Source organism: Anaeromicrobium sp., assembly GCF_025210435.1.
Taxonomy (GTDB): Bacteria; Bacillota; Clostridia; order Peptostreptococcales; family Thermotaleaceae; genus Anaeromicrobium.
In genome coordinates this window covers 1-23,797 of the sequence record NZ_JAOART010000086.1, presented here as the reverse complement: position 1 = coordinate 23,797, position 23,797 = coordinate 1, and the positions used below count along the sequence as shown (strand labels likewise).

Below are 23,797 nucleotides of genomic sequence, written 5' to 3'. Positions count from 1 at the left end.
TATAAGTAAATAGTTAGATAGGTAACCCTATAAAATAAATGTGAGATATGGGCTTTAATGTAATAATTTATAGCTATATTAAGATACAGGGGGTAAAGAAATGTCAGAAAAAGTAAACAAAGAATATGGGGCGGAACAGATACAGGTCTTAGAAGGTCTTGAACCCGTAAGAAAAAGACCTGGTATGTATATTGGTTCCACAGGACCTAAGGGTTTACATCACTTAGTTTATGAAATTGTAGATAATAGTGTGGACGAAGCCCTTGCTGGATATTGTACTGAGATACAAATAACTATAGGTAAGGATAACTCTATAAGAGTAGTTGATAATGGTCGTGGTATGCCTGTAGATATGCATCCTAAAATGGGAAAACCGGCAGTAGAGGTTATACATACTGTACTTCATGCAGGAGGTAAATTTGGCGGAGGCGGATACAAAGTATCTGGAGGTCTCCATGGTGTTGGTGCTTCTGTAGTTAATGCCTTATCCACATGGATGGAAGTAAGGATTAGAAGAAACGGAAAACTCTATTATCAAAGATACGAAAGGGGAAACACAATGACTTCCCTAGAGGTAATAGGTGAAGCCACAGATACGGGTTCAGAAACAATATTCTTGCCAGATCCACAGATATTTGATGAAACTGTGTTTGATTTTAGTATACTTGAGCATAGATTTAGAGAAATGGCCTTCTTAAATAAGGGAATCAAAATAGTACTTAGGGACGAAAGAGAAGAAGAGCCTGTAGAATTAACTTTCCATTATGAAGGTGGTATAAAGGAATTTGTAAAGCATTTAAATAGGAATAAGACTCCTATTCAAAAAAATATTGTATATTTTGAAGGACAAAAGGATACGAGTTCAGCAGAAATTGCATTCCAATATACGGATAGATATACAGAAAATATATTTTCATTTGCTAATAACATAAATACCCATGAGGGTGGAAGTCACTTGGTTGGGTTTAAATCTGCATTAACTCGTGTTGTAAATGACTATGCAAGAAAGGCTAACTTACTTAAAGAGAAGGATGATAATCTAACAGGAGAGGATATAAGGGAAGGTATAACTTGTATTATTTCTGTTAAATTAGTAGAGCCACAATTTGAAGGTCAAACTAAAACTAAACTTGGAAACAGTGAAGTAAGGGGGATTGTAGAAGGTATTGCAAATGAAGCATTACAAAACTTTTTAAATGAAAATCCCCAAGAAGCTAAAATAATAGTTGATAAATGTATAAGATCTGCTAGGGCCAGAGAAGCTGCTAGAAAGGCCAGAGAGCTTACTAGACGAAAGGGAGCATTAGATGGACTATCCCTTCCAGGAAAGCTTGCTGATTGCTCTGAAAAGGATCCTAGTCTTTGCGAGGTATTCCTAGTAGAGGGTGACTCTGCGGGAGGATCTGCAAAGCAAGGTAGAGATAGAAGAACTCAAGCAATATTACCCCTTAGAGGTAAAATATTAAATGTTGAAAAGGCAAGACTTGACAAAATATTAAATTATAATGAGATAAGGGCCATGATAACTGCATTTGGATGTGGTATTGGAGAAGAGTTTAATTTAGAAAAACTAAGATATCATAAAATCGTTATAATGACAGATGCAGATGTGGATGGTGCTCATATTAGAACACTTCTTCTTACGTTCTTCTATAGATACATGAAACCACTTGTAGATAATGGTCATATATACATAGCTCAACCACCACTTTATAAGGTGAAAAAGGGTAGAGCAGAACATTATGTATATTCTGATAAGGAATTAGAAAACTTATTAAGTGAGATAGGTAGGAATGGAATCAGCCTTCAAAGATATAAGGGTCTTGGTGAAATGAATCCAGAGCAGCTTTGGGATACTACTATGGATGCATCTAAGCGTACATTAATACAAGTAACTATAGATGATGCAGCGGCTGCTGACCAAATATTTACTACTCTTATGGGTGATAAAGTAAAGCCACGTAGGGAGTTTATAGAATCAAATGCAAAATACGTAGCTAATCTAGATGTATAATTTGTCTAAGGGGGCAAAAGAATGATAGAAGATCAAACTAAAATTATTCAGGTGGACATAGAACAGGAAATGAAAAAATCCTACATAGATTATGCTATGAGTGTAATTGTAGGAAGAGCTCTACCTGATGTTAGAGATGGACTAAAACCTGTTCACAGAAGAATCCTATATGCAATGAATGAACTGGGTTTAAGCCCAGAGAAACCACATAGAAAATCAGCACGTATCGTTGGAGACGTGCTTGGTAAGTATCACCCACATGGTGACACATCCGTATACGATGCAATGGTAAGAATGGCACAGGATTTCTCCATAAGATATCTGTTAGTAAATGGTCATGGAAACTTTGGTTCTGTAGATGGTGACGGTGCAGCTGCCATGCGTTATACGGAAGCAAAAATGCAAAAGTTAGCTGTGGAAATGTTAAGAGATATTGAAAAGGAAACTGTAAACTTTACACCAAACTTTGATGAAACATTAAAAGAGCCTACAGTACTTCCAAGTAGATTTCCTAATCTATTAGTAAATGGTTCTAATGGTATAGCCGTTGGTATGGCCACATCTATTCCACCCCATAACCTAGGTGAAGTAATAGATGCTACAGTTAAACTAATAGATGATAAAGAAGCTACAGTGGAAGATTTAATACAAATAGTGAAGGGGCCAGACTTCCCAACGGGAGCTACCATAATGGGAAAAGAATCTATAAGAGATGCTTATAGAACTGGTCAAGGAAAAGTTACTGTAAGAGCAAATGTGGAAATAGAAGAAATGGGTAAGGGAAAGAGCAGAATAATTGCTACAGAAATTCCATACCAAGTTAATAAGGCTAGACTTATAGAAAAGATAGCAGACCTTGTTAGAGATAAAAAGATTGAAGGTATATCTGATTTAAGAGATGAATCAGATAGAAATGGTATGCGTATAGTTATAGAGTTAAAGAGAGATATTAATCCTAACATAGTACTTAATAAACTTTATAAGCATACACAACTTCAAGATACATTTAGTATCATAATGATTGCCCTAGTTAATGGGCAACCAAAGATTCTTAATCTATATGAACTAGTAAGACATTATCTTGATCACCAAAAGGATGTAGTTACTAGAAGAACTCAATATGATTTAAGAAAAGCAGAAGATAGAGCTCACATATTAGAAGGTTTAAAAATAGCCCTTGATAATATTGATGAAGTAATATCTTTAATTAGAAGTTCTGCCAATGTTAATGAAGCGAGGGAGGGTCTTATGAGTAGATTTGGACTTACAGAAGTTCAAGCTAAGGCCATACTAGATATGAGACTTCAAAAGTTAACTGGATTAGAACGTGGAAAAATAGAAGAAGAATATGAAGAATTAATTAAATTAATAAACAAATTTAGAGAAATATTAGCTAATGAACATCTTCTTTTAAACATAATTAAAGAAGAGATTCTAGAAATAAAAGAAAAATATAATGATCCTAGAAGAACGGCCATATCCTTCTCTGAAGATGAAATAGATATAGAAGATTTAATCGATGAAGAAGATGTGGCAATAACATTAACTCATCTAGGATACATAAAGAGAATTCCAGCTGATACTTATAAGAGTCAAAGAAGAGGCGGTAAAGGAATTACAGGTCTTACTACGAGGGATGAAGACTTTGTTGAGAGTTTATTCATAACGTCTACTCATAACTATCTATTGTTTTTCACTAATAGGGGTAGAGTTTATAGACTTAAGGCTTATGAAATTCCTGAGGCAAAAAGACAGGCTAAGGGTACAGCCATAGTAAATCTACTTCAACTAAATCCAAGTGAGAAGATAACGGCTGTAATTCCAGTTAAGAAGTTTGAGAAAGAAAAGTACTTAATAGCTGTAACTAGAAATGGTATTATTAAGAAAACTGATTTAACTCAATTTGATACTTCTAGAAAATCAGGTCTTATAGCTATTAGCTTAAAGGATGATGATGAGCTAATAAGTGTAAAACAAACTAATGGTGATGATGAAGTCATGATCGTTTCTCAAAGTGGTAAATCCATAAGATTTAGCGAAAAGGATGTTCGTGATATGGGTAGAGCTGCCATGGGAGTTAAAGCCATGAGTTTAGATTCGGATGATATAGTAGTTGCCATGGAATTAGTAGAGGAAAATGCAGACCTTCTAGTAGTAAGTCAGTTTGGTTTTGGTAAAAGAACTGATTTAAATGAGTATAAGAGCCAAAATAGAGGTGGAAAAGGTCTACTTACTTATAATGTTAAGGAGAAAACGGGACATTTAGTAGGTGCAAAGGTAGTAACTGATAGTCACGAGATTATGCTTATAAATACAAATGGTGTAGTAATAAGACTTGAATCTAAGGATATTTCAACCATGGGTAGACACACTCAAGGAGTAACCTTAATGAGAGTTGATGAAGGTGACAGCATAGTATCCATAGCTAAAGTAGCAAATGAAATAGAAGAAGTGATTGAAGAATAGACAATAAAATGCAGTTGTTAAACTGCATTTTATTTTTTGCATATATTGCATAGAGAGACTTTTTTGTGTTTAAATATAAATTATGAGGGTAAAAATTAATGGAAAGGAGAAACTAATATGTCATTAGATATTAGCTATAAAAATACTGATGAAGAGTGGGTAATATATTTAAGTGGTGAGATAGATATATACACTGCTAACAAGTTTAAAGAAACTCTTCATGAACTTAGTAATCAAAGGATAAAAGATATAAAATTAGAATGTACAAACTTAACTTATATGGACAGCACAGGATTTGGTGTTCTAATTGGAGCTTTAAAAAAATTAAAGGTACAAAATAAGAATATAATAATAGAAAATGCAGGCTCTAATATATTAAAATTATTAAAAATAACTGGATTAGATAAAGTTTTTGTAATTAAGTAAAACATAAAAAGAAGGTGGAATAAAGTTATGAGTGATGTTTTTACCATTTCTGTACCAAGTAAAGCTGAGTATGTGAATGTAGTAAGGCTAACTACATCTGCTGTGGCAAGCAGAATGGGATTTAATATTGAGGAGATAGAAGATATAAAAGTGGCAGTTGCAGAAGCTTGTACTAATGCAATTAAATATGGAAATTGTGCTTGTGAAGAAAATTTAGAAAATTTTAATATAAAATATTGTGTCGAATATGATAAAATGATAGTAGAAATACAAGATAATGGTAAAGGTTTCTGTATCCAAGATATAGAGGAACCTGATTTAACTAGTCCTAAAGAAGGAGGGTTAGGAATATTTATAATAAGATCTCTAATGGATGAGGTTGATATTATGTCAGCACCAGAAAAAGGGACCATTATTAAAATGATTAAATATTTAGGGGATGATATTTAATGGAAAACTTATTAAATGAAAAGAAATATCCTAAAGAATCCCTAAAAGACTTAAACCCAAAGGAACTTTTTGCTATTTATCGTGAAAATAAGGATAGGACCATAAGAAATGAACTAGTGAATAGATACTTATATATAGCGGAAATATTATCTAAAAAGTATGTTAATAAGGGAATAGATTATGAAGATATATTACAAATAGCATCCCTAGGACTTATATATGCCATAGAAAGATTCGATACGTCAAAGGGTTTTGAATTTTCCAGTTTTGCAACACCAACAATAATTGGAGAAATAAAAAAATACTTTAGAGATAAAGGCTGGGCTATAAGGGTTCCACGAAGGATTCAAGAATTGTCTAAAAAGGTGAATAATGCTAAAGTTGTACTTCAACAAAATCTACAAAGGGTACCTAAAGTAATAGATATAGCTGAGTACCTAGAGTGTACGGAAGAAGAAGTTTTAGAAGCAATGGAGGCAAGCCAAGTTTATACTCCCAAATCCTTAGAATTAAGTTATGACAATAATGGAGAAGACAAAGACGTTACTTTAATGGATTTAATAGGAGAAGAAGATAAAGATTTTAAAAGTTTAGAAAACAGAGACTTTTTAATAAAATGTTTAGAAAAACTAAACCATATGGAAAAAAGCATAATAAAGGCCAGATTTTTTAACAATGAAACCCAATCTCAAGTTGCTAAGAAATTTGAAGTATCTCAAATGACCATATCTAGAATGGAAAAAAAGATCATAAAAAAACTTCAAAATGATTTACAAGGTTTATTATAGATAAAAGGTTGGCTTGCTAATAGTTAACCTTTTATTTATATTGGATGAGTATAGATTTCTGGTGTATAAACTTGCTTTATACGGGCCTATTTCAGGAAAATATATTGAAAATCTTTTCCACCCAAGTCCTTGTCACAAGCGAAAGTGTGAATCTTCGGATATAGGTTCACGTGTCATGTTGGAGTAGCATAGGATGTTGTGACGTTCCAGGGTTCCAAAGATTTTCAATATATTTTCCCTTATAGGCAAGTTACTGTATAAAACAAATTTAAAACCAAGAAATCCATATAGGAAATTATAAAAAAAGGGGTAATAGAATGTTTAGTTGGAAAGATGAATATAGTTGTAATGTAAAAAGGGTTGATGACCAACACAGGGAACTTTTGAGAATAGGCAATACTCTTTATGAGATGGTGAGACTTAAAAAGCATGAGGATAATTATGATGAGTTAGTAAGAGTATTGAATGAATTAAAGGAATATACCATATATCATTTTCAAACGGAAGAAAAACTTATGGAGGAATATGGATACGAAGATTTGTTTATGCATAAATTTGAACATAAATCCTTTTTAAAGAAGTTAGAAGGATTAGAATTAAATGAGTTAGATGAAAAACAATTTGAAGTGACTATGGATTTAATAGTATTTGTGGCCAATTGGATAGAACAGCATATATTAAAATCTGATAAAAAATATAAAGAATTTTTTAATTCAAAGGGTATTTCATAAGAAATTGGGTATTAATCATATGGATTTCAAATTATGAATTGAAAAATCATATATGAAAAGGGGTATTGAAATATGTTTGAATGGAAAGCTGAATACAGTAGAAACATAAAGGAAATAGATGATCAACATAAGAATCTTTTAAAGATAGGAAATAAATTGCACCAAATGATGAAATTGAAAAAACATGAAGATAATTATGATGAAATAATGGAAATATTAAATGAATTAAGGGATTATACTAGATATCACTTTGATTGTGAGGAAAAATTATTAGAAGAACATGGATATGAAGATATATTTTTACATAAGTTTCAGCATAAATTTTTCTTAAAGAAATTAGAAGAATTAGAATTAGGGGATGTGGATGAAGACCAAATCAGTGTAACCATGGAACTATTAGTATTCGTATCAGATTGGATAGTAGAACACATATTAAAAACGGATGGAGAATATGTGGAGTTTTTAAATTCTAAGGGTGTATATTAAGGGACGGTTATTTTAGGCATATTCAAAAAATAAATTAGTCATTTCACTGGTTATTTTAATTATTTTCTTCGTTATGGAGTCGCTTACATATGTTTAATATGCTCGGGCACCATGCCTTTAAGATAACCCAAATTCCTCAGAAAATTGACTAGTTTATTTCTTTCATATGCCTTATAACCGCCCTTGTTTATTTATAAGGTTACAAAACCCATATTCTTTTTAACTCTATCCATAGTAACAGATGCTACTTGACGAGCTCTGTCAGCTCCAGTTTTAAGTATATCTAATAATTCTGGTGAGTCTATAATCTTATTATATCTATCTTGAATTTGAGCTAATGAATCATTAACTACAACTACTAGCTCTTTCTTAAAGGTACCGTATCCAACACCTTCATATTTTTTTTCTAAGTCCTTAACGGAAAGTCCTGAAAAAGCACTATAGATAGTAAGTAAGTTACTTACTCCAGCCTTATTTTCTGGATCAAATCTTACTTCCATATCTGAATCTGTAGTAGATCTCATTAAAGATTTTTTCACTTTATTTGGTGAATCTAATAGGCAGATTCTACTGTGTTCATTAGGATTACTTTTACTCATTTTAGAAGTAGGATCATCTAGGGACATGATTCTAGATCCTACCTTTTGTTCTTTGTATTCTGGAACTACAAAAGTTTCTCCAAATCTATTATTAAATCTCATGGCTAAGTCACGAGTTAATTCTAAATGTTGTTTTTGGTCATTTCCAACGGGAACGTAGTTTGTATCATATAATAAAATATCTGCAGCCATCAGGGTTGGATAAGTGAAAAGTCCAGTTGGAGCAGATTCGTCTCCCCTACTCTTATCTTTAAATTGAGTCATTCTGCTTAACTCTCCTGTGGAAGACATACATTGTAAGAACCATCCAAGTTCAGCATGTTCCTTTACTGATGATTGAAGGAATATGGTACATTTATTAGGATCTAAACCTACGGCCATGTACATGGCTGCCACACTTAAACTATTTTTGTGAAGCTCCTTTGGGTCCTGAGGAAGTGTTATGGAGTGTAGGTCCACTACACAGTAAAAAGCATCATTATCTTCTTGATATGTGACGAATTGCTTTATGGCTCCTAAATAATTTCCTATAGTTATATTTCCAGTAGGCTGAACGCCTGAAAATACTCTTTTCATAAAAAAACCTCCTATAAAACATATATACTAACTTTTATAATATACTTATTTATGATAAAAGACAAGGCTGTAGATTTATGAACACTAAGCTTTCAGTTCATAAAGATATAGGGATGAGAATAAAAAAAAGACCATTTTGGATGGACTTTAAAAGTATAAAAGAAAAATATGAAGAAATAAGTTAGAAGCCTTTACGGCTTCTTCCTTTTTATGTATTCGTTAAATGCTCCATAGATTTTATCTGCTTCTTTTAATTCCTTTAGGAAAATATTTAATCTCTCTTCACTTTCCTGGATGTCATACTTTAAGTGGTTTATTTCATCTCGATTTAATGTGTTTTCTATGGTGTTTTTAAGTCTTTCTATTCTTTCACGTGAATTGATTACTTTCTTAGTTGCATTACTAAGATTTTCTCTCAGAATATCATCTGTGGAGTCAATACCTCTTTTGTCTATCATCCCTGTGATTTGCTTATGATAATTATTCATGATAATCACTCCTATATGTATAAAATACCACTTTTTTTCTTACTTAAACATAATATCCCTAATAATATTATAAGGAACATATGTTTTAAAATAAAGTATTGACTATTATCTTTAAACATGCTATACCTATGTAAAATGTTAAAATTTATAAGTGGTGGGTATCATATAGACAAATGGAAAGGGTGCTTGTATTGAAGGAGATAAAGTTAAAAGAGCTTAATAAAAGAATGTTGGATGAAAATGAGGATAAGGAAATTGTCTTAGGTAATGGTAGGGTTAATAGTACCATAGTACTCATAGGAGAAGCACCGGGGGCTAAGGAGGTTGAAGCTAAGTTACCCTTTGTGGGGCAAGCTGGTAAGCATCTTGAGGAATTTCTTAATATATTGGAATTAGATAGGAGTGAACTTTATATTACAAATACAGTTAAATTTAGGCCCACAAAAGAAAGTCCTAAAACAGGAGGTAAAATAAACAGACCTCCATCTAAAAAGGAAATAAAGGATTTTAAGGAATATTTATTTGATGAAATAAATATTATAAAGCCTAAAGTAATAGTAACCCTTGGAAATATTCCCTTAAAGACCATAACTGGACAGGAAGGGTCTAAGATTGGAGATCTCCATGGAAAGGATTCTAAGGTCATTATAGATGGTAATGAATATTGCTTGTTTCCCCTATATCATCCAGCAGCAGTAATATATAGAAGAGAGCTAAAGGAAGTATATTATAGTGATTTAGAAGTACTTAAGAAATTTTTAGTATAAATATGTAATATAAGAAAAAGAATTGGGAATCCCCAATTCTTTTTCTTATATTATTAGCAACCGCCATAGAATCCACCCAACATACCACAGTTACAGAATAATACTACTAATAACAAGAAGAAGAATAACAACTCACTACCACTATTAAATAAGCCACCAACTGGTTCACATTGTCTATTAGCCATCTAATTGCACCTCCTTTACAATTATGTATTTATAAAATCTATTCTTTTGTTTGTTCCATAATATAAAGTATTCATATTAGGGGACATGTGTTACTTATTAATATATTTTTTTAACACACAGGATCACAATCATTAGGCCACAACAAGAATAAGAAAAGAATTATTAATAAAATTATCCAGATAAATAGACTATCATCACATCCAAATAAGTTGTCAAATCCACACCCATCTCCAGGCCCGTTAAAGAAGAATAATATTATGATTAATAGGAAGAAGAATATGAGTATATTATCATCTCCTAAAAAACAAGATTTATCAGCCATAAAATCCCTCCATTCTTTCAATGAAATTACCTACATATAATACTAAATTATGAGAATACATAAAAAAGTGTGTATGGATAGATATATATTTATATAAATGAACATACTATTTTCTTAAGGAGGGGTTATATGTATAAGGAAGTAACTGCTAAAAAGTTTGATTTTGCCTCTATTAAAGGAATAAGTACTAGTCAACTAAAACAACATTATAAGCTCTATGAAGGATATGTAGGAAAAACTAACAGGATGTTTGAAAAATTAGAGGATATAAATAATTATAAAAACCCTAATAACACCTATTCTTCCATTAGGAGTATGCAACTTGGTCAAAGTTATGCTTTAAATGGAGTGAAATTACATGAATTTTATTTTGACAATATGGGAGATAACAATATTCCCTATGGAAATATACTGAATTTGATAAATAGAAAATATGGTGGTTTTGATGTATTCATGGAGAAGTTTAAAAGTGTTGGAATGGCCGTTAGAGGATGGGTAGTACTAGCTTTAGACTCAATAGATGAGGAAATACATATATTTGGATGTGACTCCCATGATGTGGGAAGTATATGGTATAGTTATCCATTACTTGTTATGGATGTATATGAACATGCTTATATGATTGATTTTGGTATAAATAGGAGAAGATATATAGATGTATTTTTTCAAAATATAGATTGGAAAAAAGTTAATAAAAGATTAGATAAAGCCCTAAGATAAATCCTTTTATGTGAATAAGAATATATGAAAATTAGACATATTATAATTTATTTTTCCTAAATACATCAAAATATGTTAAAATATTACATTATATTAATATAGTTTACATTTTAACGGGAAAGAAGGAAAATATAAAATGTGTCATGTATTACAACATATAGAAAAGTTCAAAAATAAAGAGATAAATCTATTAATAACAGATATAAAAGATAGGGATACTAAAATTTTATTAAGAGATCATGAATGTTGGAAATATACTTATAAGAAATTCTTTGTTGTATATTCTAATAAAAGAATCAATATGGATCTATTGGAAAAACGAAATAAAGAGAGAAATATATATAATGAGAGTATAATAATGAGAAATAAGAAATGTAGTAGTGAATCTAGTTGTACTAACAATTGTATTAACAATTGCATCATTAAAAACACTATAATGGCAAATAATTAATATAATAGTATGAGAGCACTTGGATATATATTCAGGTGCTCTTATACTATTATATTAAAAGTTTTAACTCCTTTTATACATATTTTTCAATAAAAAGAAAAAACTAAAAACTAGGAAATTGAAAGATAAAAGGAGGAAGATTTGTGGCTAAAAAAATGAAAACCATGGATGGAAATGAAGCTGCTGCATATGTGTCATATGCCTTTACTGATGTGGCGGCTATATATCCCATAACCCCTTCATCACCTATGGCTGAAAAGGTAGATGAATGGTCTGCTAAGGGAAAATTAAATCTATTTGGGCAACGGGTTAAAGTATCTGAGATGCAATCAGAAGCAGGGGCTGCAGGAACTATGCATGGTTCATTACAAGGAGGAGCATTAACTACCACATATACAGCTTCACAAGGATTATTATTAATGGTTCCTAACATGTACAAAATGGCAGGAGAATTATTGCCAGGGGTATTTCATGTAAGTGCAAGAGCTTTAGCTACCCACGCTCTATCCATATTTGGAGATCATCAAGATGTTATGGCTACAAGGCAGACTGGATTTGCACTTCTTTGTTCAAGTAGTGTACAGGAAGTAATTGATTTAGGTGGTATAGCTCATTTATCTGCTATAAAATCTAGAATTCCATTTCTTCATTTTTTTGATGGATTTAGAACATCCCATGAAATTCAAAAGGTAGAATTAATTGAATATGATGATTTTGAAAGATTAGTAGATTTTGAATCTATAAAAGAATTTAGAAATAGCTCCCTTAATCCAGAAAGACCAGTTCTTAGAGGAACTGCCCAAAATCCAGATATATACTTCCAAGGAAGGGAAGCTTCTAATAAATTCTATAAGGAAGTTCCTCAGATTGTGGCTGATTATATGGAAGAAATCAGTGAAATTACGGGAAGAGAGTATAAACCCTTTGATTATTATGGAGCAGAAAATCCAGAAAATATAATAATAGCTATGGGTTCCGTATGTGAAACTATAGAAGAAACAATAGATTATTTAGTGAGTAAGGGAGAAAAGGTTGGTTTGATTAAAGTGAGATTATATAGACCTTTTTGTCCAACTCATTTCTTTAATGTATTCCCAAATAGTGTAAAGAAAATTGCCGTATTAGATAGAACTAAAGAACCAGGGGCTTTAGGTGAACCCCTTTATGTGGATATAAAGAGTTTGTTTTATAATAAGAAGGATGCTCCCCTTATAGTAGGTGGTAGATATGGTCTTGGTTCTAAGGACACAACACCAGAACAAATAGTATCCGTATTTGAAAACTTAAAAGAAGAGGTTCCTAAGAACGATTTTACAATAGGTATTGTAGATGATGTAACTCATACATCATTAGATATAGTAAATACTATTAATACTACCCCTGAGGGAACCATAAGATGTAAATTCTGGGGACTTGGTTCTGATGGTACTGTTGGAGCAAATAAGATGGCCATTAAGATAATAGGGGATAAAACAGACCTTTATGCCCAGGCCTATTTTTCCTATGATTCTAAGAAATCTGGAGGAACAACCATATCCCATTTAAGATTTGGCAAAGAACCAATAAAATCTACTTACTTAATTAGTAATGCAGACTTTATCGCATGTCATAACAAATCATATGTAAATCATTATGACCTTTTAAAGGGAATTGTGGATGGAGGAACCTTTGTACTTAATTGTCCTTGGGATATAGAAGAATTAGATGAGAAATTACCAGCTAGTCTAAAGAGAACTATAGCTAATAAAAATATTGATTTCTATACCATAGATGCAGTGGAAATAGCCAAAGAAATAGGTCTTGGTGGAAGAATCAATATGATCATGCAATCGGCTTTCTTTAAGTTAGCCAATGTTATTCCTGTAGAAGATGCTATAGACTATTTAAAAGAACTAGTAGTACAAACCTATGGTAAAAAGGGTGAACACATAGTTAAGATGAATCAGGATGCCATAGATAGGGGTGTAGATAGTTTTGTTAAGGTAGAAATACCTAAGGAGTGGAAAGACGCAGAAGATTTCATTGATGAAGATGATGAAGCAGATGATCCATACTTTGTTAAAGAAATTCAAATTCCTATGGCAAAGAATGAAGGAGACTCACTACCTGTAAGTGCCTTTGAAGGAATTGAAGATGGAACATTTCCTATGGGAACTACTGCCTATGAAAAACGTGGTATAGCAGTAATGTTACCCCAGTGGAAACTAGAAAATTGTATTCAATGTAATCAATGTTCTTATGTATGTCCCCATGGAGTAATAAGACCATTTTTGTTAGATGAAGAGGATCAAAAGAAAAAACCTGAAGGATTTAAAACTAAAAATGCTACTGGAAAGGCCTTTGAAGGTTATGAATATAGAATTCAAGTAAGTCCCCTTGATTGTACAGGTTGTGCAAATTGTGCTGATGTTTGTCCTGCTCCTAATAAGGCATTAGTTATGGTAGAGGCTGAAGAGGAAACACAAAGGGAAGAAGGAAACTGGGAATTTGCAGTGAAAAATGTATCCATGAAGGATCACTTGATGAACAAATATACTGTAAAGGGAAGTCAATTTGTTCAACCCCTATTAGAGTTCTCTGGAGCCTGCGCAGGATGTGGAGAAACGGCCTATGTAAAATTAATAACTCAATTATATGGAACTAGAATGATGATAGCTAATGCTACAGGTTGTTCTTCTATTTGGGGAGGTAGTGCTCCTTCTGTTCCATATACTACTACGACCTGTGGAAAGGGTCCATCCTGGGCAAATTCATTATTTGAAGATAATGCAGAATTTGGATATGGAATGTACCTTGGAGTAAAACAAATTAGAGATAAGATAAAAGGATTAGTAGAGACTCTAGTAGAAGGAGAGTTCCCAGAAGATACTAAGGCAGCAATGAAAAATTATTTAAACAATATGGAAAATGGAGACGAGTCTATAAAAGCTAGTGGGGAGCTAGTAAAAGAATTAGAAAAATATACAGAGGACCCACTAGTTATGGAAATATTAGAAAATAAAGATTTCCTAGTTAAGAAATCCCTATGGATAATTGGTGGAGACGGTTGGGGGTATGATATTGGATATGGTGGACTTGATCATGTTCTAGCCTCTGGTGATGATGTGAATATATTAGTATTAGATACGGAAGTATATTCAAATACAGGTGGCCAAGCATCTAAAGCTACTCCAACGGCTAGTGTTGCCAAATTTGCTGCCAGTGGTAAAAAGATTAGAAAGAAAGATTTAGGTATGATGGCCATGAGCTATGGATATGTATATGTGACTCAAATAGGATTAGGTGCCAATATGAATCACGCTATAAAAGCAATAAAAGAAGCTGAAAGCTATAAGGGACCATCCCTAATAATTGCCTATGCTCCTTGTATAGCCCATGGTATTAAGACGGGTATGGCTACTACTGTAAGAAGGGAAAAGGAAGCTGTAGAGGCTGGATACTGGCATCTATACAGATATAATCCAATCCTCAAAGAAGAAGGTCAAAATCCGTTCATGTTAGATTCTAAGGAGCCTACTAAGAATTTCACTGAGTTTATTAATGGTGAGATCAGATATACTCAACTACAAAATACTTTCCCTGAAATAGCTGAAAAATTATTTGGGGAAGCTGAAAAACACGCTAAAGATAGATATGAAAACTATAAACGTATGGCATATATGAAATACTAGGCATATATGAAAAAGGGACTCATATAAGTGTGAGTCCCTTTCATATAGTATAGAAAGAAATGATTAGGCTATCATAATTAAAATTTATTATTTTTCGTTTTGTTCTACCCATTCCCTTGCGTTATCTACTTCTAATGTGGCAGGAGTGGGAATTTTTCCTTCACCTTTTAAATTTTCTATATTTGCCCATGGAGCGGTTTCGTGATTTTCAACGGGTTTTCTTATTTTTTTTCTCATAGAATACCTCCCTTTCTTATTAGTATCTTCTGTAAAGAGAAAAAAAGTTATAACAATTAATGGAAATAGAGGTAATATTAGTCTATGAGGACAATAAAATGATAACCTTTAAAAGAGAATATGAAAAAAAGATACAATATTAGACAAAAATAGTGTATATTTTTAGTAAAATAGTCCTAAAAATCCGGAATTGATTGAAATTTTTGTAAAAATTATGTAATATTGTTTAGTAAATATATTAACAATTAATAAAAGGATACATAGGAGGATTTTACGTGGAATTAAGGTTTAAGGATTGGAAAATAAGGAGAAAAATATTTTCAGGTTTCTTAATATTAATGGTATTTATTATTGTTTTAGGTGGAATATCCTTTGCATCTATAAAAAATATTGTTGATAATAGAATTCCTTTAATAAAGAATAATGAAAAACTTGTTAAACTCATGTTGGAGATGAGGAAAAATGAAAAGGATTTTCTTTTACGTGAAGAAACTAATATGGAATTTTTCAAAACTGGAAAAAGTGAATATATAGATAAGTTTGAGTCAAATTTTAGTGAATTTCAAAAGACTATAGAACTGATGAAAAAAAATGACATAATAATTAATGACCCAGAAAATCTTAAAAATTTAGATGAGATAAATTCACTGGTTAAAGAATATCGTCATGGTTTTATAAAGGTAGTTGAAAGAACAAAGACAAGGGGATTTAAGGAGTATGGATCCGTTGGACAATTAAGACATGCTGTTCATAATGTTGAAGATATATTGGAAAATATGCCAAATGGTGATAAATTACAGATTTCCATGTTGGAAATAAGAAGGGTTGAAAAGGATTATTTTTTAAGAAAAGATATAAAATATTTAAATGATTTCAAAGGAATAGTTTCACAATTTAATAATATAGTAGATAAATCAAACTATGATAATAATAAGAAATCAGAGCTAAAATCATTGATGGGTGCTTATAAAGAAAAATTTGAGGAAATAATCAATGTAGACAGGGAAATTGGCTTTAAATCTACGGAGGGGTTAATTGGCAATTATAGAAGTAAAATTCATAAATTAGAACCTTTAGTAGAAAAACTACATGAAAATATTTCTATATCAATAGAAGAAGATATAACTAGATTAAAAAATAAGATTATAACAATTCTTGGAGTTATTATTTTAATATCAATTAGTATTGCCATATATATTTCTAACTTAATAACTAAACCAATAGAAAAGATGGTAAAAGTAGCCCAAACGATAGCTTCAGGTAATTTAAAGGAAGAAGTACTAGTAAATTCTAAAGATGAAATAGGAAATTTAGGAACGGCTATTAAGAAAATGCAAGAAAATTTAAGAAATTTAATAAAGAATGTAAATAATATGGCCAATAATGTGTCAGTTTCTAGCCAAGAACTATCAGCGGCTTCTGAGGAGAGTGGAAAGGCAACAAGTGAAACAGCTATAAGTTTAGAAGAAATAAGTGAAGGAAGAAAAAAACAAAGAGATTATATTGAAGAAACTAGTACATTAATCTTTGGATGTATGAATGGATTAAAAGAATCAAATGAAAATGTACAGAATGTGGTTTCTAGTTCCCACAGAGTAGTACAACTTGCCAATGAAGGAAAAACTGTAGTTAATAATTCAGTGAAACAAATGGAAAAAATTAATTTAACATCTCAAAATACACAAAGGGTTGTTAGAGGCCTAAGTGAAAGGTCTATTGAAATTGGAAAAATAATTGAAGTAATATCAAGTATATCTACTCAGACCAATCTACTAGCTTTAAATGCGGCAATTGAATCAGCAAGGGCTGGAGAACATGGTAGAGGTTTTGCTGTTGTAGCTGAAGAGATAAGACAATTAGCAGATGATTCACAGGAATCTTCTAATGAAATTGCTAAACTTTTAATTGAAATACAAGGTGAAATTGATAAATCCATAAATTCTATAGAAAAGGAAAATATGGAAGTTAATAGGGGAAAAGAAGTAATTGCGGAAACGGGAGATTTTTTCAATGAAATTATTAGTTCTATTGAAAATATCACATTGAAAATTGAAGATTTTGCAAAATCAATAGAAAAGATGGATGAAACAGGAGGAAAAGTGAAAAATTATATTGGAAATATAACAAGCATTATGGAGGAAGCCGCTACGGCAACGGAACAAGTATCTTCATTAGCAGAGGAACAAACAGCTTCAGCAGAAGAAGTAGCTGCTTCTGCTAATGAGTTAGCTAATATGTCAATAGAACTATTAGAAATTGTAGAGCAATTTAATGTTTAAAGAATATATTAAAGAGTTAGGCATATAAAAAAATAAATTAGTCATTTCACTGATTTTTTGAATTAGTTTCTTGGTTATGGAGTACATTACATATGTTTAATATGTTCACTCACCATGCCTTGAAAATAATCTAAATCCCTCAGGGAAGTAACTAGTTTATTTTTTTATATACCTAGTATAGATTTTTTGATTATAAACTTACTTTATGCGGGCCTATTTCAGGAAACCATTGAAAATTTTTTCCACCCAAGTTCTTGTCACAAGCGAAAGTGTGAATCTCCGTAGATAGGTTCATGAGTCATGTTGGAGGAGCATAGGATGTTGTGACGTTCCAGGGTTCCAAAAATTTTCAATATATTTTCCCTTATAGGCAAGTTACTGTATAAAGAAAGCTTAGTGTTCATAAATCTATAAGAAAAAATTACTGTTTTTTCAAAAACGAAAAAATCCCTCTTCTTCGGAGAAGAGAGACTTTCTCAGCGTTGTCACCCAAATGAAATAGTTTGTAGATTAAAAAGATTCCGCTTTTTAAAAAACAGATGTACTAGGAGTACGGACTAGATTATGTATATTAATTTATCATATTTTTAAAGATCATGCAATGACTTTTTTTTGAATTTTTTAATTTGTGGCAAAATTTAAAAAATATTAAAAAAAACTATTGACATACTAAAAAAAATTGATAAAATATAAAACAATATATTTAAACCCATATTATTCATGGAAAATTTGAAAGGGTGTAGCAGAGTTTTAATTTTTATATGAATAATATGGGTTAAATGTCACATGAAAGGCTATGACGGAGAGCGTATTTTTTAAAAGGAGTTTCAGAGAGTCGGTGGTGCTGTGAACCGATACTCTAAAAGAATACTACTCACTCCTAAGCTGGATCTCTGAACTAAAGTAGGAGATAAACGAATGACCCCCGTTAAAGGGTTTGATAAATTATTCTACTAAGGGGCCCTTGTGGGCAATTTAAGGTGGTACCGCGGGTTAACTCGTCCTTATTCTATTAAGGACGGGTTTTTTATTTTTAATAAAAATTGTTTGTAAGCGCTTATAAACTCTCTTTATATTTTAAAGTCTAGCTAACTTTAAAATAAGACAAATAGGTTTAAAGGAGAGGTTAGTTATGAAAAATATCAAGATATTCGATACCACATTAAGGGATGGAGAACAATCTCCAGGATGTAGTATGAACATCTATGAAAAAATAGAAATGGCAAAACAACTAGAAAGATTAGGTGTAGATATTATAGAAGCAGGATTTGCCATTGCATCAAAGGGAGATTTCAAATCAGTAAATGCAATAGCTAAAAGTGTGAGTAATCCCATAGTTGCAAGTTTAGCAAGGGCTTTGCCTAAGGATATTGATTGTGCATGGGAAGCCGTCAAGGATGCTAAACGACCAAGAATCCATACTTTTATAGCCACATCCCCTATTCATATGAAATATAAGTTAAAAAAGACACCTAAAGAGGTAATAGAAGATGCTGTAAACATGGTGAAGTATGGGAAAAAATATTGTGAAGATATTGAATTTTCTGCCGAAGATGCCACAAGAAGTAATCCACTATTTTTAGGAGAAATATTTGAAAGGGTAATAAAAGCTGGAGCTACTGTAATAAATATTCCTGATACGGTAGGATACACTACTCCAGACGAGTATTATAATTTTTTAAATAAGATAAAAGAAAATACGCCAAGTATTCACAAGGTAGATATATCTGTACACTGTCATAATGATCTAGGATTGGCCGTTGCCAATAGTATAGCTGCCATTAGAGCTGGAGCTACTCAAATAGAGTGTACTGTAAATGGTATTGGAGAACGTGCCGGTAATGCAGCCTTAGAAGAAATTGTAATGGCTATAAATACTAGGAAAGATATTTTAAAATATGGAATAGGTATAAATACGAAAGAAATTATGAAAACTAGTAGGATTTTAACTAATATTACAGGGGTAGAAGTACAGCCTAATAAGGCCATAGTTGGAGAAAATGCCTTTGCCCATGAATCGGGAATCCATCAACATGGAGTATTAGAAGAAAGAAGTACCTATGAGATTATGACTCCTGAATCAATAGGCCTTAATACTAACAAAATGGTTTTAGGAAAACATTCAGGACGTCATGCTTTTATAGATAGATTAAAGACTTTAGGGTATGAATTAAATGACAATGAAGTGAAAGAATCCTTTGAAGAATTTAAAAAATTAGCAGATAAGAAAAAGAATGTTTACGATGGAGATATTGAAGCTATAGTATCAAAGAGAGTTAACCATATTCCCAATGTGTATGAATTACACAAATTTGTTATTAATAGTGGAAATACAATAACTTCTACTGCCAGTGTAACTTTAAACTTTCAGGATAAAAATATAGGGGATATATCTGATGGGGATGGACCAATAGATGCAGCCTTCAAAGCCATAGAAAAAATAGTAAATACAGAGGCTACACTAGAAGATTATAACCTTCATTCTGTTACAGAAGGAAAGGATGCTCAAGGGCAAGCTATAGTAAAACTTAAAAAGAATGGAAATATATTTACGGGTAGAGGAATAAGTACGGATGTGGTAGAGGCCAGTATTAAAGCTTATATAAATGCAGTGAACAAACTAGTTTATGAAGAAAGGAACTAAGGGGGATTTAATTATGGGAATGACTATGACACAAAAAATATTAGCTAATCATGCAGGGGTAGAATCCACCCAGGCAGGAGATTTTATAGAAGCTAATTTAGATATAGTACTTGGAAATGACATAACTACACCTGTTGCTATTAAAGAGTTTGAAAAGATGGGTGCAAAGGAAGTATTTCATAAGGAGAAGGTAGTAATAGTGCCAGATCATTTTACTCCTAATAAGGATATAAAGGCAGCTCAACAATGTAAAATGGTTAGGAAATTTGCTTATGATAAGGAAATAAAAAATTATTTTGAAGTGGGAGAAATGGGAATAGAGCATGCACTACTACCAGAAAAGGGGTTAGTAGTAGCAGGGGATGTGGTTATAGGAGCAGATTCACATACATGTACCTATGGTGCCCTAGGAGCTTTCTCTACAGGGGTAGGAAGTACTGATATGGCAGCTGGAATGGTTAGGGGAAAGTGCTGGTTTAGAGTTCCTAGTGCCATAAAATTTGAACTTGTGGGAAAACCAACTAAATGGGTTAGTGGTAAGGATATAATTCTTCATATTATAGGTATGATTGGTGTGGATGGAGCTAGATATAAATCGATGGAATTTGTAGGTGAGGGAATAAGGTCATTATCTATGGATGATAGATTTACCATATCAAATATGGCCATTGAAGCAGGAGGAAAGAACGGAATATTTGTAGTAGATGAAAAGACTATAGATTATATGAAAGAACATTCTATAAAAGAATATACTGTGTATGAAGGGGATGAGGATGCCCATTACGATGAGGTTTATAAAATAGATTTAGGTACTATAAGACCTACTGTATCATTCCCACATTCTCCAGATAATACACGTACTATAGATGAAGTTGGGCATGTGAAGATAGACCAAGTAGTAATAGGGTCTTGTACTAACGGAAGAATAGAAGATTTAAGAGAAGCGGCTAAAGTATTTAAGGGAAGAAAAGTGGCTAAGGGAATTAGGGCCATAGTATTTCCAGCTACTCAAAATATATATCTTCAAGCCATAAAGGAAGGATTAATGGAGATATTTATAGAAAGTGGGGCTCTTATTAGTACTCCTACTTGTGGACCTTGTTTAGGTGGTCATATGGGAATATTAGCAGAAGGAGAGAGGGCTGTAGCTACTACTAACAGAAACTTTGTAGGAAGAATGGGTCATACAGAATCGGAAGTTTATTTAGCTAGTCCAGCTGTGGCAGCAGCTTCAGCTATAATGGGAAAAATATATAATCCAGAAAACTTATAGGGGGAGACGGTCATGAGTAATAGAGGTAGAGTTTTTAAATATGGAAGTAATATAGATACGGATGTAATTATTCCAGCTAGATATTTGAATACTTCCCATCCAATGGAGCTAGCAAAACATTGTATGGAGGATATAGATAAGGATTTTAGTTCTAAAGTACAAAGGGGAGATTTTATAGTGGCAAATAAAAATTTTGGTTGTGGTTCTTCTAGGGAACATGCACCCATTGCCATAAAATCCTGTGGAGTAACTTGTGTTATAGCCACTAGTTTTGCACGAATATTCTATAGAAATTCATTTAATATAGGACTACCTATATTAGAATGTGATGAAGCCTTTGAGAAAATAGATGAGGGAGATACTATAGAAGTAGATTTTCAAGAGGGAATAATATTTAATGTTACTAAGGAAGAATCTTATAAGGGGCAAGTATACCCAGAATTTATAAAAAAAATTATAAAACAAGGTGGCCTTGTGGAATATGTAAAGAGTAAGAGGCAAAAGGGAGAGTAATGGCTATGGATTTTAATATAAGTGTTATATATGGAGATGGTATAGGGCCTGAAATTATAGATTCGGGTATTAGGGTATTAAATAAAATAGAAAAAGTATATGGACATAAATTTAATATGGAGAGGGTTTTATTAGGAGGAGAGGCTATAGATGAATGTAAAAATCCCATACCTGATGAAACTATAGATAAGTGTAGAAAAAGTGATGCTGTATTATTAGGGGCCGTAGGAGGTCCTAAATGGGATCATTTAAAGGGAAATGAAAGACCGGAGGCAGGATTATTAGCTCTGAGGAAATCATTAGGAGTATATGCAAATATAAGACCTGCCATATTATTTGAAGAGTTGAAGGAATCATCACCTTTAAAAAGTAGCCTTATAAAAGAGAATATTAATATATGTATAGTAAGGGAGTTAACAGGTGGAATTTATTTTGGGGAAAAGGGAAAAGAAGAAAATGAAGCCTATGATGTGGAAAGATATAATAGAGAAGAAATAAGGAGAATTGCAAAAACTGCTTTCCATATGGCAATGAAAAGAAACAAGAAGGTAACTAGTATAGATAAGGCTAATGTCCTTGAAAGTTCTAAACTTTGGAGGCAAGTAGTAGAAGAAGTGGCTAAGGACTATAAAGAAGTAGAGTTAGAACATATGTATATAGATAATGGAGCTATGCAACTAATTAGACAGCCAGCTAATTTTGATGTGGTTCTTACTAATAATATATTTGGAGATATATTATCAGATGAGGCCAGTGCCATTGTAGGTTCCATAGGTGTATTGCCATCGGCAAGTCTTGGCGAAGGGGTAGGTCTTTATGAACCCATCCATGGATCAGCTCCTGATATAGCAGGAGAAAACAAAGCAAACCCTATAGGAACCATATTATCCATATGTATGATGATGAAAAATTCTTTGGGACTATATAAGGAAGGAACTAGAATCGAAGAGGCAGTAAAAGCGGTTCTTAAAAAAGGGTATAGGACTAGTGATATTATGTCTGATAATAAGAAATTAGTAGGAACAAGGGAAATGACAGAGCTAATAATAGAAGAAATAAAGTGATATATTAAATAAAGAATTAGTTTGAGGGCTAGTTCTTTATTTAATTTTGTTAACCTACTACGTTCGTATAAATCAAAAAGTTCAAAGCAAAGAAATATGGGTATTATATAGTACAAGCCTAGTGTATACTCTTAGACAGAAAATTTAAAAGATATAAACTTCAAAAAAACTATTGATTAGGACATGGATTCATGCTACTATTATCTAGCACCAAGGAACACAAACAAAACAAGGAAAACAAAAATAAAGTTTGACAAGCAGTTTTGAATGTGTTAGACTGAGTAAGTCGTCAAGGGACGGCTAAGAATATTGAACTTTGAAAACTAAACAGTATAAGAATTTAAGCCAGCTTAAATAACCTTTGAGTAATTAAATAAATGACTGGATAGGAATTGATTTAATTACGATATGAGTAACCACGATAGTGGTGTACGAATTTTATTAAAAGGTAACGTTAATTTACAATAGAGCAGTCACAATAGTGACAAACAAATTTTTGATTTTATTTGAGAGTTTGATCCTGGCTCAGGATGAACGCTGGCGGCGTGCCTAACACATGCAAGTCGAGCGAGAATTCTTTAGTTGATCTTTCGGGTGATTCTAAAGAAGGACAGCGGCGGACGGGTGAGTAACGCGTAGGCAACCT

The 23,797-nt window shown here is 32.3% G+C and carries 21 protein-coding genes, 1 rRNA gene and 1 other annotated feature; of the genes, 17 read left to right on the top strand and 5 right to left on the bottom strand.

Annotated elements, in window-relative coordinates:
• The first annotated feature begins 100 nt into the window (after positions 1–100).
• From gyrB to N4A57_RS10315, 7 genes are all read left to right on the top strand, one after another.
• Positions 101–2,014 carry a DNA topoisomerase (ATP-hydrolyzing) subunit B gene (gene gyrB, locus N4A57_RS10345; RefSeq protein ID WP_293657915.1) on the top strand — a complete coding sequence of 638 codons (1,914 nt, stop codon included), beginning with the start codon at positions 101–103 and terminating at the stop codon, positions 2,012–2,014.
• Positions 2,015–2,035: 21 nt separating this feature from the next.
• Complete coding sequence (gene gyrA / locus N4A57_RS10340; protein WP_330671501.1) at positions 2,036–4,480, top strand: DNA gyrase subunit A; 2,445 nt, start codon at positions 2,036–2,038, stop codon at positions 4,478–4,480.
• Between the two features lie 117 nt (positions 4,481–4,597).
• Positions 4,598–4,906, top strand: a complete 309-nt coding sequence (locus N4A57_RS10335) for an STAS domain-containing protein (RefSeq protein ID WP_293657914.1) — start codon at positions 4,598–4,600, stop codon at positions 4,904–4,906.
• Positions 4,907–4,933: 27 nt separating this feature from the next.
• Complete coding sequence (locus N4A57_RS10330) at positions 4,934–5,356, top strand: ATP-binding protein (protein ID WP_293657913.1); 423 nt, start codon at positions 4,934–4,936, stop codon at positions 5,354–5,356.
• Positions 5,356–6,144, top strand: coding sequence for a SigB/SigF/SigG family RNA polymerase sigma factor (locus N4A57_RS10325; RefSeq protein ID WP_293657912.1), 789 nt, complete (start codon positions 5,356–5,358; stop codon positions 6,142–6,144). The genes N4A57_RS10330 and N4A57_RS10325 overlap by 1 nt, the downstream gene beginning before the upstream one ends.
• A gap of 317 nt (positions 6,145–6,461) precedes the next feature.
• Positions 6,462–6,875, top strand: a complete 414-nt coding sequence (locus N4A57_RS10320; protein WP_293657911.1) for a bacteriohemerythrin — start codon at positions 6,462–6,464, stop codon at positions 6,873–6,875.
• Positions 6,876–6,947: 72 nt separating this feature from the next.
• The gene (locus N4A57_RS10315) at positions 6,948–7,361 is read left to right on the top strand and encodes a bacteriohemerythrin (protein WP_293657910.1); all 414 of its coding nucleotides are present in this window, start codon (positions 6,948–6,950) and stop codon (positions 7,359–7,361) included.
• 191 nt (positions 7,362–7,552) lie between these two features.
• Here N4A57_RS10315 and trpS read toward each other — a convergent pair whose 3' ends face one another.
• Together trpS and N4A57_RS10305 are read right to left on the bottom strand one after the other, a co-directional pair.
• Positions 7,553–8,536 (bottom strand): tryptophan--tRNA ligase, encoded by a 984-nt coding sequence (trpS, locus tag N4A57_RS10310; RefSeq protein WP_293657909.1) that lies wholly within the window; start codon positions 8,534–8,536, stop codon positions 7,553–7,555.
• A 191-nt stretch (positions 8,537–8,727) separates the two neighbouring features.
• The gene (locus N4A57_RS10305) at positions 8,728–9,024 is read right to left on the bottom strand and encodes a hypothetical protein (protein ID WP_293657908.1); all 297 of its coding nucleotides are present in this window, start codon (positions 9,022–9,024) and stop codon (positions 8,728–8,730) included.
• 191 nt (positions 9,025–9,215) lie between these two features.
• Here N4A57_RS10305 and N4A57_RS10300 point away from each other — a divergent pair, with 191 nt between their 5' ends.
• Positions 9,216–9,791, top strand: coding sequence for a uracil-DNA glycosylase (locus N4A57_RS10300; RefSeq protein WP_330671500.1), 576 nt, complete (start codon positions 9,216–9,218; stop codon positions 9,789–9,791).
• A 53-nt stretch (positions 9,792–9,844) separates the two neighbouring features.
• Here the strand turns inward: N4A57_RS10300 and N4A57_RS10295 are convergent, their stop codons facing one another.
• Positions 9,845–9,976: a hypothetical protein gene (locus tag N4A57_RS10295; RefSeq protein ID WP_293657907.1), complete on the bottom strand. Its 132-nt coding sequence runs from the start codon at positions 9,974–9,976 to the stop codon at positions 9,845–9,847.
• 110 nt (positions 9,977–10,086) lie between these two features.
• Complete coding sequence (locus N4A57_RS10290) at positions 10,087–10,299, bottom strand: hypothetical protein (protein ID WP_293657906.1); 213 nt, start codon at positions 10,297–10,299, stop codon at positions 10,087–10,089.
• A 129-nt stretch (positions 10,300–10,428) separates the two neighbouring features.
• Here N4A57_RS10290 and N4A57_RS10285 point away from each other — a divergent pair, with 129 nt between their 5' ends.
• The 3 genes from N4A57_RS10285 to nifJ all read left to right on the top strand — a co-directional run bounded on the left by N4A57_RS10285 (position 10,429) and on the right by nifJ (position 15,141).
• On the top strand, positions 10,429–11,019 hold the full coding sequence (locus N4A57_RS10285) for a superoxide dismutase (protein WP_293657905.1): 591 nt from the start codon (positions 10,429–10,431) through the stop codon (positions 11,017–11,019).
• A 136-nt stretch (positions 11,020–11,155) separates the two neighbouring features.
• On the top strand, positions 11,156–11,470 hold the full coding sequence (locus N4A57_RS10280; protein ID WP_293657904.1) for a hypothetical protein: 315 nt from the start codon (positions 11,156–11,158) through the stop codon (positions 11,468–11,470).
• 143 nt (positions 11,471–11,613) lie between these two features.
• Positions 11,614–15,141 (top strand): pyruvate:ferredoxin (flavodoxin) oxidoreductase, encoded by a 3,528-nt coding sequence (gene nifJ / locus N4A57_RS10275; RefSeq protein WP_293657903.1) that lies wholly within the window; start codon positions 11,614–11,616, stop codon positions 15,139–15,141.
• Positions 15,142–15,228: 87 nt separating this feature from the next.
• Here the strand turns inward: nifJ and N4A57_RS10270 are convergent, their stop codons facing one another.
• Positions 15,229–15,378 (bottom strand): DUF3787 domain-containing protein, encoded by a 150-nt coding sequence (locus N4A57_RS10270; RefSeq protein ID WP_293657902.1) that lies wholly within the window; start codon positions 15,376–15,378, stop codon positions 15,229–15,231.
• Between the two features lie 275 nt (positions 15,379–15,653).
• Between N4A57_RS10270 and N4A57_RS10265 the strand changes: the two genes are divergently transcribed.
• The 6 genes from N4A57_RS10265 to N4A57_RS10240 all read left to right on the top strand — a co-directional run.
• Positions 15,654–17,657: a HAMP domain-containing methyl-accepting chemotaxis protein gene (locus N4A57_RS10265; RefSeq protein ID WP_293657901.1), complete on the top strand. Its 2,004-nt coding sequence runs from the start codon at positions 15,654–15,656 to the stop codon at positions 17,655–17,657.
• A 787-nt stretch (positions 17,658–18,444) separates the two neighbouring features.
• Positions 18,445–18,666: a binding site (T-box leader), on the top strand.
• 123 nt (positions 18,667–18,789) lie between these two features.
• Entirely contained in the window at positions 18,790–20,301 is a 1,512-nt protein-coding gene (locus N4A57_RS10260; RefSeq protein ID WP_293657900.1) for a 2-isopropylmalate synthase, read from the top strand.
• A 13-nt stretch (positions 20,302–20,314) separates the two neighbouring features.
• The gene (gene leuC, locus N4A57_RS10255; RefSeq protein WP_293657899.1) at positions 20,315–21,574 is read left to right on the top strand and encodes a 3-isopropylmalate dehydratase large subunit; all 1,260 of its coding nucleotides are present in this window, start codon (positions 20,315–20,317) and stop codon (positions 21,572–21,574) included.
• A gap of 12 nt (positions 21,575–21,586) precedes the next feature.
• Entirely contained in the window at positions 21,587–22,087 is a 501-nt protein-coding gene (leuD, locus tag N4A57_RS10250) for a 3-isopropylmalate dehydratase small subunit (RefSeq protein ID WP_293657898.1), read from the top strand.
• A gap of 5 nt (positions 22,088–22,092) precedes the next feature.
• Entirely contained in the window at positions 22,093–23,151 is a 1,059-nt protein-coding gene (gene leuB / locus N4A57_RS10245; RefSeq protein WP_293657897.1) for a 3-isopropylmalate dehydrogenase, read from the top strand.
• 502 nt (positions 23,152–23,653) lie between these two features.
• Positions 23,654–23,797 (top strand): 16S ribosomal RNA (locus tag N4A57_RS10240); the annotation flags it as partial.

Bases quoted from the DNA above. Each gene is read 5' to 3' on its own strand.
- N4A57_RS10285 (WP_293657905.1), top strand. From the start codon at position 10,429: ATGTATAAGGAAGTAACTGCTAAAAAGTTTGATTTTGCCTCTATTAAA.
- N4A57_RS10325 (WP_293657912.1), top strand. From the start codon at position 5,356: ATGGAAAACTTATTAAATGAAAAGAAATATCCTAAAGAATCCCTAAAA.
- N4A57_RS10315 (WP_293657910.1), top strand. From the start codon at position 6,948: ATGTTTGAATGGAAAGCTGAATACAGTAGAAACATAAAGGAAATAGAT.
- leuC (WP_293657899.1), top strand. From the start codon at position 20,315: ATGGGAATGACTATGACACAAAAAATATTAGCTAATCATGCAGGGGTA.
- leuD (WP_293657898.1), top strand. From the start codon at position 21,587: ATGAGTAATAGAGGTAGAGTTTTTAAATATGGAAGTAATATAGATACG.
- N4A57_RS10295 (WP_293657907.1), bottom strand. From the start codon at position 9,976: ATGGCTAATAGACAATGTGAACCAGTTGGTGGCTTATTTAATAGTGGT.
- trpS (WP_293657909.1), bottom strand. From the start codon at position 8,536: ATGAAAAGAGTATTTTCAGGCGTTCAGCCTACTGGAAATATAACTATA.
- N4A57_RS10270 (WP_293657902.1), bottom strand. From the start codon at position 15,378: ATGAGAAAAAAAATAAGAAAACCCGTTGAAAATCACGAAACCGCTCCA.
- gyrA (WP_330671501.1), top strand. From the start codon at position 2,036: ATGATAGAAGATCAAACTAAAATTATTCAGGTGGACATAGAACAGGAA.
- N4A57_RS10260 (WP_293657900.1), top strand. From the start codon at position 18,790: ATGAAAAATATCAAGATATTCGATACCACATTAAGGGATGGAGAACAA.
- gyrB (WP_293657915.1), top strand. From the start codon at position 101: ATGTCAGAAAAAGTAAACAAAGAATATGGGGCGGAACAGATACAGGTC.
- N4A57_RS10290 (WP_293657906.1), bottom strand. From the start codon at position 10,299: ATGGCTGATAAATCTTGTTTTTTAGGAGATGATAATATACTCATATTC.
- leuB (WP_293657897.1), top strand. From the start codon at position 22,093: ATGGATTTTAATATAAGTGTTATATATGGAGATGGTATAGGGCCTGAA.
- N4A57_RS10335 (WP_293657914.1), top strand. From the start codon at position 4,598: ATGTCATTAGATATTAGCTATAAAAATACTGATGAAGAGTGGGTAATA.
- N4A57_RS10280 (WP_293657904.1), top strand. From the start codon at position 11,156: ATGTGTCATGTATTACAACATATAGAAAAGTTCAAAAATAAAGAGATA.
- N4A57_RS10320 (WP_293657911.1), top strand. From the start codon at position 6,462: ATGTTTAGTTGGAAAGATGAATATAGTTGTAATGTAAAAAGGGTTGAT.
- N4A57_RS10305 (WP_293657908.1), bottom strand. From the start codon at position 9,024: ATGAATAATTATCATAAGCAAATCACAGGGATGATAGACAAAAGAGGT.
- N4A57_RS10330 (WP_293657913.1), top strand. From the start codon at position 4,934: ATGAGTGATGTTTTTACCATTTCTGTACCAAGTAAAGCTGAGTATGTG.